Annotated in this window: 7 protein-coding genes and 1 pseudogene; 3 read left to right on the forward strand and 5 right to left on the reverse strand. The window is 39.3% G+C overall.

The window, feature by feature from the left end; translation table 11 throughout:
* Positions 1-147: 147 nt before the first annotated feature.
* Positions 148-1,491: an NADP-specific glutamate dehydrogenase gene (gene gdhA / locus A9J31_RS03025; protein WP_067762443.1), complete on the forward strand. Its 1,344-nt coding sequence runs from the start codon at positions 148-150 to the stop codon at positions 1,489-1,491.
* An 87-nt stretch (positions 1,492-1,578) separates the two neighbouring features.
* Here the strand turns inward: gdhA and A9J31_RS03030 are convergent, their stop codons facing one another.
* The 3 genes from A9J31_RS03030 to rlmH all read right to left on the reverse strand — a co-directional run bounded on the left by A9J31_RS03030 (position 1,579) and on the right by rlmH (position 3,911).
* Positions 1,579-2,355 carry a DUF4377 domain-containing protein gene (locus A9J31_RS03030; RefSeq protein WP_067762445.1) on the reverse strand — a complete coding sequence of 259 codons (777 nt, stop codon included), beginning with the start codon at positions 2,353-2,355 and terminating at the stop codon, positions 1,579-1,581.
* A gap of 171 nt (positions 2,356-2,526) precedes the next feature.
* Complete coding sequence (locus A9J31_RS03035) at positions 2,527-3,303, reverse strand: DODA-type extradiol aromatic ring-opening family dioxygenase (protein ID WP_067762446.1); 777 nt, start codon at positions 3,301-3,303, stop codon at positions 2,527-2,529.
* 125 nt (positions 3,304-3,428) lie between these two features.
* Entirely contained in the window at positions 3,429-3,911 is a 483-nt protein-coding gene (rlmH, locus tag A9J31_RS03040) for a 23S rRNA (pseudouridine(1915)-N(3))-methyltransferase RlmH (protein WP_067762448.1), read from the reverse strand.
* 260 nt (positions 3,912-4,171) lie between these two features.
* On the opposite strand from rlmH, the gene A9J31_RS03045 reads away from it, so the two are divergent.
* Entirely contained in the window at positions 4,172-5,026 is an 855-nt protein-coding gene (locus A9J31_RS03045; protein ID WP_245668198.1) for a M20/M25/M40 family metallo-hydrolase, read from the forward strand.
* A 449-nt stretch (positions 5,027-5,475) separates the two neighbouring features.
* Here the strand turns inward: A9J31_RS03045 and lon are convergent, their stop codons facing one another.
* A complete protein-coding gene (lon, locus tag A9J31_RS03050) occupies positions 5,476-7,902 on the reverse strand; it encodes an endopeptidase La (protein ID WP_067762452.1) in 2,427 nt (808 codons plus the stop codon).
* A gap of 146 nt (positions 7,903-8,048) precedes the next feature.
* Complete coding sequence (locus A9J31_RS03055; protein ID WP_067762454.1) at positions 8,049-8,636, reverse strand: 5-formyltetrahydrofolate cyclo-ligase; 588 nt, start codon at positions 8,634-8,636, stop codon at positions 8,049-8,051.
* Between the two features lie 230 nt (positions 8,637-8,866).
* Here A9J31_RS03055 and A9J31_RS15530 point away from each other — a divergent pair.
* Positions 8,867-8,995: pseudogene (locus tag A9J31_RS15530) on the forward strand (IS5/IS1182 family transposase); the annotation flags it as partial.

Below are 8,995 nucleotides of genomic sequence, written 5' to 3' on the forward strand. Positions count from 1 at the left end.
AAACACATGAAATTTATATATTTTAAAGATTTTTTAAAAAAACTATTGCCCATTGGTTACAAAAGATATTTAATATTTTGCGCCAAAATATATCTTTGATCAAAATTGTGAACAGTTTTGATCCATACATCTGCTGAGGATTAAGCGTTGAAATATAACAGCCTTAACGACTTCCTGGACTACGTTAAAACACGTGATACACATCAACCTGAATTTCTTCAAGCTGTTGAAGAAGTGATGACGAGCCTTTGGCCTTTCATTGAAAAGAACCCAGAGTATGCTGACTACGGTCTGCTTGAGCGTCTTGTTGAGCCAGAACGTGCGATTCAATTCCGTGTTTCATGGGTAGATGACAAAGGTCAAACTCACGTTAACCGTGCTTTCCGTGTTCAATACAACTCAGCAATTGGTCCATTCAAAGGTGGTATGCGTTTCCATCCTTCAGTGAACCTTTCAATCCTAAAATTCTTAGGCTTTGAGCAAACTTTCAAAAATGCTTTAACTACATTGCCTATGGGTGGTGGTAAAGGTGGTTCAGATTTCGATCCTAAAGGTAAATCTGAAGGCGAAATTATGCGTTTCTGCCAAGCATTGATGATCGAGTTATATCGTCATTTAGGTTCAAACACTGACATCCCAGCGGGTGACATCGGTGTGGGTGGCCGTGAAGTTGGCTACATGGCCGGCATGATGAAAAAATTAAGCAACGACACTGCATGTGTATTCACTGGTAAAGGCTTAACTTTCGGTGGTTCACTTGCACGTCCTGAAGCTACAGGTTTCGGTACAGTGTACTTTGCTGAAGAAATGCTAAAAACTCGTGGTGATAGCTTCAACAACAAAGTTGTGACTATTTCGGGTTCAGGTAACGTTGCACAATTTGCAGCTGAAAAAGCAATGTATCTAGGTGCGAAAGTGGTTTCACTTTCAGACTCTAACGGTACTGTATACGTTAAAGATGGTTTCACAACTGAACTTCTTGCTGAAGTAATGGAACTTAAAAACGTAAAACGTGGTCGTATTTCAGAATTCGCATCTAAGCACGGTTTTGAATACCTTGAAGGTCAACGTCCTTGGTCAATCAAATGTGATATCGCACTTCCATGTGCAACACAAAATGAATTGAATGGCGATGATGCTGCTGTACTTCTTGCAAACGGTGTAATCTGTGTTGCTGAAGGCGCAAACATGCCTTCTACTTTGGATGCTGTTGAGAAATTCGTTGAAGCGAAAATTCTTTATGCACCAGGTAAAGCATCGAATGCGGGTGGAGTTGCAACTTCTGGTCTTGAAATGTCTCAAAACGCAATTCGTTTGGGTTGGACTTTCGAGGAAGTTGACGAGCGTCTTCATGCGATCATGAAAGAAATTCACCGTAACTGCGTGAAATACGGTACTGAAGAAGATGGTACTGTGAACTATGTAAACGGTGCAAACATTGCTGGCTTCGTAAAAGTAGCTGATGCAATGCTTGCTCAAGGCGTTTACTAAGTTCTACCTAAGTACGAAATAAAAAACCGAGGCATTAGCCTCGGTTTTTTATTGGAAAATTTTTAAATTGTGCAATGCAAGTCTAAATTAGAGTTTGCTGTCTAAGCTACCACGCGCAATCGTCATGTCATGCACATAGGCATATTTAGATTGATCCGCTGCTGGATTTTTAATTTCATAGCGTTTCACACGAATGATTTGACGCTCATTTGGTGAATGTTCAAAGCCTTCAATTTTGTCATAAAACAAACTCCAGTCTTTATCGACTTGGGTTTTAACTCCATTTTCGGCATATTTAATTTCTTTGACCTGTAAACATGTTTGCGGTGCAACACCTGTACATTGTTTAGTTTCAGGGCTAATTTCTAAGAAAATGGTTTCACCCGCAGATTGGTATTTAGTTTCAGGGGTCATTTTACCTGTGAATACAATCTTTTCACCTTTACTATTGGTTAAAGTAAGGGTGGGTTTTTCTTTATCGTTTAGATTTAAAATAAATGGCACTTTGCGGTTTGAGAAAATATCTGCAGCGATACCTTCCTGCGCCATCATGTTATTCGGGCAAGCCATTTGCGTTGCCATCATACTACCTGTACTGATAGTATTATTTTCGACTGACCAAGAGCTACCTAGCGTATTACAGCTTGTTGAGATACTTAGACGACCTTCTTCGCTAAAGTTTAAAACAATCGGTTTAGGCGCATTTTCAGTGTTGGTACTCCACTGATACGCAGTCAAGGTTTTATCTGCATTTTGTTGTTGTAAAACGGTCAAGGCTATATCTCCAGCTTTTTGGATATCGCTTGATTGACATGCTGCAAGTGCTAAAGGGAAGAGTGCAATCGCTAAATATTTTAATTTCATAAGGCTTGCAGTTCTTGATCTAAATAACAGAATGCAGCATAACCTATTCATTTTAAAAAATTATGGATACATTCACCACGATTCGGTATCAAAATGTATCCATAAATATATATTTGTTATTATATAAATATAATTTATCTATTAAAAGCGTATTTCATCTAATTTTCGCAATTAATCAAATCGATAAATATCCATACCGAGAGAACCCATACTGAAACTGCTATGCACAATCGAGAAGCGATGGCCTGCACCCATTGCGAAAAAGATTGGTGCAAAGTGCTCTATGGTCGGATGATTGCGTTGAACATGCGGAATAGATTGCCAGTCAAGCACTGCGTCATAATCTTGGTGAGTAAGTTTACTGACCACATAATTACGGAAAGTCGAAGCCCATTCAGGTACAGCAGCCGCTTGTCCATTCCAAGCTAATTCGCGCAAGTTATGCGTAATGCTACCGGAACCAATCAACAAAATTTGTTTTTCGCGCAAAGGTGCCAGTGTTTGTCCAATTTTATATATGTCTTGAGCACTTATTGTCATTGGCAGTGATATTTCAACAACTGGAATGTCTGCTTCTGGATACATGTGAAGTAATGGCATCCAAACACCATGGTCACGCGGACGTGTGCTGTTTGCATGTGCTGCAAGTCCAGCATTTGCTAATAGATGTAAAATTTCTTCTGCAAGTTCTGGTTGACCTGGAGCAGGGTAGCGAATCTCATAAAGTTCCGTAGGAAAACCACGGAAATCGTGCCAAGTCTCTGGTCGAATGCCTGTACTTACTTCTAGTGCGTTACTTTCCCAATGTGCAGACATAATAATAATGGCTTGGGGTTTTGGAAGATTGAGACTGAGACGTTCCAGCGCAGGCCCAACTTGCTCAGGATTGATAGCGAGCATTGGAGAACCGTGGGAAATAAATAAACCTGGGAGTGTTTGTAAATTCATGGTCGTCGCCGGAAGTCGTTATATGGAATAGGTTTATCATGCTGTATTTTGAAACTATAACCAATCTGTATAAATTCAACGTATTGTTTCGTTTATGCAACAATGCGAAGAACTAAACAGTGATTTTAGCCAGCACGATGGTAAGGGTGGTTGTTGTTGATGCTCATAGCACGGTAGAGCTGCTCAATGAGCATGACACGAACCATTGGGTGAGGCAGTGTAAGTTTTGATAATGACCAATGCCATGCTGCTGCTTTACGTACGGCTTCAGAGTGCCCATCAGGTCCACCAATTGCTAAGACCACATCATTGCCTTCTAGCATCCAACCTTTCATTGTTTCAGCAAGTTTTTCAGTACTAAATTCACGGCCACCGACTTCAAGAGCAATTAACACCTCATTACCTTTCATGGCATTTAATATGCTATCACCTTCGATTTGACGGTATTTTAAAATATCAGCTTCAGAATCATTTTTACCGCGCTTCGCCATAGGCAATTCAACAATTTGAGTTTGTACAAAGGGTTGAATACGTTTGAAATAGTCTTCAAAACCTGTCAGTACCCAAGCTGGCATTTTTTGACCAATAGTGAGAATGCGGATTTTCATACAGCGCCTGAAATGAAGCAAAAGACTATTATAACGGTGATTTGTTGCTTTGTAATAACAGACACAAATTGCAATTGAAAAGAGGATTTGCTTGCTGTTTAAATACGCAGCATAAGTTACTTATGCTCAAATTTTTAAAAAGCGGAATAATAACAATGATAAAACTACCCCTAAAACGTGGTTTTCAGCTGCTGTATCATTCACTCACGGTAGTTGTGATTCTTTTTAGTTTGCCACTTACTGCACATGCGACTACTCGAATGGCTGAACCTGAAAATTTAAGCGTTTATTTACAGCAAATTATTGGCTCTGAAGGCGAATATAGAAACTATAAAAATATTCAGGAGTTGAATCGTGTCTCCGCATGGATTCGCGAGCAAATGCGTTTATTTGGTGTTAATTGTAGTTTTCAAACCTATACAGTGAATAGTCAACCCTACCGCAATGTGGTGTGCCCATTGAATACGGGAAACAGTACAAAGGTGATTGTAGGAGCGCATTACGATGTATATGGTGAACAAGCGGGTGCTGATGACAATGCATCTGGTGTTGCAGGTGTACTTGAGACAGCACGTATTTTGGCAGCAGAAAAATCGCGGTTGAAACAAAATATTGAATTCGTATTTTATACGTTAGAAGAACCGCCTTATTTTCGAACGGAGTCAATGGGTAGTTTTATCCATGCAAAGTCAGTCGCTAAAAACAAAGATAAAATAAATGGTGTTTATATTTTGGAAATGATTGGTTATTTTGACCCGAAAGCGACTCAAGATTATCCGATTGGTTTGAAGTGGATTTATCCATCACATTCAAATTTCATTGCTGCTGTGGGCAATGTGCAGTCTCGTGATTTGACCTCAAATTACTGTAGTGCAATGGAAAATTTAAACGAATTACAGTGTGAGCGACTTATTTCACCTTCATTTATTCAAGGAATCGATTTCTCAGATCATATGAATTATTGGAAATTTGATATACCTGCAATGATGATTACGGATACGGCATACTATCGAAATAAGCATTACCATACCGAGCAAGATACGATAGAAAAACTCAATGTGGGGAAGATGGCACAAGTTGTAAATGGTTTGGTAAAAACTTTGATTGCGCCATGATGAGCGTATCAAAATCCATTGAAGAACTAAGACAAAACTTGAATGCATAAAAAACGCAGTCCTGAAAGCCTGTGGACTGCGATAAAAGGTCATCTGCCTGGAGATGCAGATGACCATTCTGTTCCAAAAAGAACAATCACATAATGTTGTGCATTTGGAACGAAAATGAAACATACAGCGCGTATATCTCTACCAATATATATATGGGGGATGATTAAGTATTTATCAAGTAATAACCCTGAAATTTTGTAAGACTTTCTAATTTATATTCCTATAGGTATTACATCACTAACTTCAATTCGTTGGATGGAACTTGCTTCATGTATATTTGCTATGGCTAATTTTAATTTCTAATGTTGTTCGATTTTCAATTTTTTAACATCCAATTTTGAACACAAAAAAGCCCTGCGAACAGGGCTTTTTTTAATCATGTAAAATAGTTTTAAAACTTAATGGCGTGCCGCTTTGCCACTTTCAGTTGCTTTGACGATAGGTGTTTTGGCTAAGGCTTTTGGTGCAGAAACCAATGCAAGTGGTAAGATTTCATCAATCGATTTCACGGCTTTAATTTCTAAACCTTCTTTTACATTGTCTGGAATTTCAGACAAATCACGCACGTTGTCTTGTGGGATAAACACGAGTTTTACACCACCACGGTGTGCTGCCAAAAGTTTTTCTTTTAAGCCGCCAATACGCATCGCACGACCACTTAAGCTTGTTTCACCTGTCATGGCAATATCAGGACGAATTGCAATTTTAGTGAAAGCTGAAACAAGTGCTAAAGTAAGGGCTAAACCAGCTGATGGGCCATCTTTTGGTGTTGCACCTTCGGGTAAATGTACGTGAACATCTGTTTCTTCAAAGCGAGACGCTTCGATACCGAGTTCATCAGCACGGGTACGTACGACAGTCATTGCTGCTGTAATTGACTCTTTCATCACGTCACCCAGTGAACCTGTAGTGATGAATTTGCCTTTACCAGGAACTGCTGCCACTTCAATCGTTAATAGCTCACCACCCACGGAAGTCCAAGCTAAACCATTTACACGACCGACTTGTGCTTCTTCTTCAGCCATACCGAAGTCGAATTTGTGCGGGCCTAAGTAGTCAGGAAGATTTTTCGAATCCACTTCAATTTGAAGATTTTTCGATTTCTTACTAACGGCTTCTTTCACGACTTTACGTGCAATTTTAGATACTTCACGTTCAAGGCTACGCACACCAGCTTCACGTGTATAACGTTGTACGATGTCGCGAATGGCTTCTTCATGTACTGTTAATTCTTTAGCGCGTAGACCATTATTTTTAATAGCTTTCGGCACTAAATAACGCTCAGCAATATTCACTTTCTCATCTTCGGTATAACCCGGTAGACGAATCACTTCCATACGGTCAAGAAGCGCTTCAGGAATATTCATGCTGTTTGCAGTACAAATGAACATCACTTCAGAAAGGTCTAAATCAAGATCTAAATAGTGATCATTGAACTTACTGTTTTGCGATGGATCAAGTACTTCAAGCAAGGCAGAAGCAGGGTCGCCACGGTAGTCTTGCGCCATTTTGTCAATTTCGTCGAGTAAGAACAGTGGGTTCTTCACGCCAACTTTAGATAGTGATTGCACAATTTTACCCGGCATCGCACCGATATAAGTACGACGGTGACCACGAATTTCAGCTTCATCACGTACACCACCCAGTGCCATACGAATAAATTCACGTCCTGTCGCTTTTGCTACAGATTCACCGAGTGAGGTTTTACCTACACCAGGAGGGCCAACCAAACATAAAATTGGGCCACGTAATTTTTTCACACGTGATTGCACGGCTAGGTATTCAACAATGCGATCTTTCACATCATCTAGACCATAGTGGTCGGCATCTAATATATCTTGTGCTTTAGCCAAGTTGATGCTGACTTTGCTTGCTTTATTCCACGGCGTATCTAAAATTACTTCTAGATAGTTACGCACCACAGCTGCTTCGCTTGATGCAGGTTGCATCGCTTTTAGCTTACGGAATTCATTTTCAGCTTTTTTACGTACATGTTCAGGTAAGTCTGCTTCAGCAAGACGCTTTTCAATTTCTTGAACGTCATCTTCAGCTCCGCCATTCATATCGGAAAGTTCGCGCTGAATAACCTTCATTTTTTCATTTAAGAAGTATTCACGCTGATTCTTTTCCATTTGGCGTTTTACAGAATCATGTAGCGTTTGTTCAATTTGCTGTTCTTCAGACTGTTGCAATAAATAAGTCATGAGCTCAGCTAAATGTGCTTCAAATTCATCGTGCTCAAGGAATTTTTGCTTGATGTCGATATTTAAAGGCACACGTGTAGCAACGAAGAATAACAATTGTAGTAAATCTTCAATTTTATTCGCTGCAGCAATCAGTTCACGTGCATTGCGTAGTTTTGCTTCTGCATATTGGGCAAAAAGCGCACGTAGTTCTTCAAGACGAGTTGATTGATTTTCAGCATTCAAGTCAACCGTCATTGGGCTTAATGAGTGTTCAGCAGTGAGGTATTCATCTGTATCGATGATTTTCTCAAGTTTCGCACGATATAAGCCCTCAATCAGTACCTTAATACAGTTTTCATCATTCTCATGATTTACAACTTGCACAATCTTCGCGACAGTACCGTATTGATATAAATTATCGTGATCAATTTCTTCTGATAGCGAATCTTTTTGTGCCACTACGAATACAAGATTGTCACTTTCACGCGCAACGTTAACTGCGTTGATCGATTTTTCACGACCCACAAACAGCGCAATTTGCATGTGAGGATATACAACCACATCTCGTAGCGCTAAAAGCGGTAATACGCTCGGAATGATTGTTTCCAAGCTTTCTTCATTCATAATAATCTCAGACATGGGCACTCCTAATGAGTGACAACGGTGTTGCCATGTTTTTATAGTGATGGGTATTTTTTAAATTACAAGGGTAGTGTCAATTAAAATGTATAAAAAATGACTAAATATGTGATTTTAAAGTGTTCGTTTAAGTCAATTTTATCAATTTAGCGCTTAAAGCGTAAAAGTTTTGTAGGGCTAAGTAAGGCATCTAAGGGTTGATCCCAGGCTTCTCGATGTAAGCTTTGCGTTATAAATTGAAAATCGTGTGCAAGACCGAGGCGTATTGGCTTTCTGGGGGCGGTGGCTAATGTTTTGTCATAAAAACCGCCACCCATACCGATACGCGTTCCGACTGGATCACACGCAAGCAAAGGCATAATTAATAAATCGAGGTGGGATACATGAAAACCTCGTGAGGCCATCGGTTCTTTCATACCAAGTGGGTGGTGTGAAAAGCGTTTGTTATAGTATTGATTTCGCGAAATTTTGACCCAAACTAGTTGCTGATTCATGTTGCAAATCATGGGAAGGAAGACTTGTTTACCCTGTAAAAAGCACAGATCAATTATTTTTTGAGTATGTATTTCACCAAAAGCATGTAAATAAATCCCAACTTTATTAGAGGATTTAAAAATAGAATGTCTGATTAATTTATATGCAGTTTTTGACTCAGACTGTTTATGACTCAACATAGAAACTTGGCGACGACGTTGCCTTAAAGTTTTACGTAAAGTTTGGGTATTTAATTCCATAATAGAAGTAGGGAAATAATCAGTCAAAGGTAAGAAATATACTAACCCGCTAAACCTCGGTTTGTCCTATTAATTTTTCTATAGCTACTGAGAATGCTTAAAAATAATAAACATTAATAAATTTACCATTTGTTAAATATTGAAGGAAAGCTAAACCGAAGCTTTGTATTTATAACGGCTTTGTTGCACAAACCTATCTGTAAAGGCTTTTTCAGCGATATAATTTTCAAATGAAGAAGCCTACACACAAAATCTACCGCACAACCAATTGGCCCGCATATAACCGAGCACTTATGAGTCGCGGAAATATTGCCATTTGGTTTGATCCTGCTACGCAATGGTATGCGCCATCAAAAGGC

This window comes from Acinetobacter gandensis, from assembly GCF_001678755.1.
Taxonomy (GTDB): Bacteria; Pseudomonadota; Gammaproteobacteria; order Pseudomonadales; family Moraxellaceae; genus Acinetobacter; species Acinetobacter gandensis.

Coding starts and splice junctions, on each gene's coding strand:
- A9J31_RS03045 (WP_245668198.1), top strand. CDS start 4,172: ATGGCTGAACCTGAAAATTTAAGCGTTTATTTACAGCAAATTATTGGC.
- A9J31_RS03055 (WP_067762454.1), bottom strand. CDS start 8,636: ATGGAATTAAATACCCAAACTTTACGTAAAACTTTAAGGCAACGTCGT.
- lon (WP_067762452.1), bottom strand. CDS start 7,902: ATGTCTGAGATTATTATGAATGAAGAAAGCTTGGAAACAATCATTCCG.
- A9J31_RS03035 (WP_067762446.1), bottom strand. CDS start 3,303: ATGAATTTACAAACACTCCCAGGTTTATTTATTTCCCACGGTTCTCCA.
- rlmH (WP_067762448.1), bottom strand. CDS start 3,911: ATGAAAATCCGCATTCTCACTATTGGTCAAAAAATGCCAGCTTGGGTA.
- A9J31_RS03030 (WP_067762445.1), bottom strand. CDS start 2,355: ATGAAATTAAAATATTTAGCGATTGCACTCTTCCCTTTAGCACTTGCA.